Raw genomic sequence first — 949 nt, 5'->3', positions numbered from 1 at the left:
CGTCATTCATCGCTTGGCTTCATGTCGCCAACTCAGTTCATGCAAGACTGGCTTACGGCTCAGCGGACAAAGGATACGGCTGCATAACTCGGGGCCTCTGGAAGGCGAAAAACCGAGGGAAGCTCAGCACTCGGGAGTTGTGCCGAGGTCATTGAGAGCAAAGTCAAAGGCAAACAGGATGTGGTCAAGAGTGGGCGGTAGTGCTGGGGCAAACCAGTCCGGATTCGCGCAGGCTCCCAACAATGATGATGTGCAGAGCGCGCAAGGTCCGTCACGGCGGGCTGGCCCGTTGCTACCCGATGCACGCCTTCAAGGGTTAACGCGGTTGCCACCGCTGGCCTCCATAGTTCAAGGACAGGAGAGACGGGTTGGCGCTGGTCGGCCGGACACGTTGCCACCGTTACTGAGCAATCCATCGGGAAGGCCGCCTTCACTCTCTCTACCACGTTTGCCCGAACTCGATGACCGAAGCTTGCGCCCGGCACCGCCAGCGCGCGCGCCTAGCGGCCTGGCACTGCCGCTGCAAATGCGACGTCGCCCACCGGCAAGTGCCAGCGCTCCTGTTGCAGTGCGCTCGCAGCCGACTTTCTCGGCCTCCTCCTCTGCGGCGACATCTTCTTCACAACCAGCGCTGGTGTTTGTCCAGCAATCAGGCGGTCAAGCAGGTAACCCGCTCAATCTGAATTTGACCGAGATCAGGAAGATTGCAAAAAACCACGGTGGGCAAGCCACCCTGGCGTATATCGAGGACCACTGGCACGCCTTGATGCAACCACCGCTCGGCTACAGCAAGGACGACATCGTCAGGATCGCGGCGAACAGCGGCGGCTCGCAGGCGTTGCGCACGGTGCGCGATCTCAGTGCCGCGCTGCGCGCGCCCGCGCTCGGCTACAGCAAGGACGACATCGTCAGGATCGCGGCGAACGGAGGCGGCTCGCAGGCGTTGCAC

The 949-nt window shown here is 62.0% G+C and carries 1 pseudogene; it reads left to right on the top strand.

Annotation, left to right across the window (positions count from 1 at the left end):
* Nucleotides 1–568 precede the first annotated feature (568 nt).
* Nucleotides 569–949 (top strand): annotated as a pseudogene (locus tag GWC77_RS28005) (TAL effector repeat-containing protein); the annotation flags it as partial.

It is taken from the genome of Paraburkholderia sp. NMBU_R16 (genome assembly GCF_013282575.1).
In the GTDB taxonomy this organism is placed as follows: Bacteria; Pseudomonadota; Gammaproteobacteria; order Burkholderiales; family Burkholderiaceae; genus Trinickia.
This window is presented reverse-complemented; position numbering and strand designations above follow the sequence as displayed.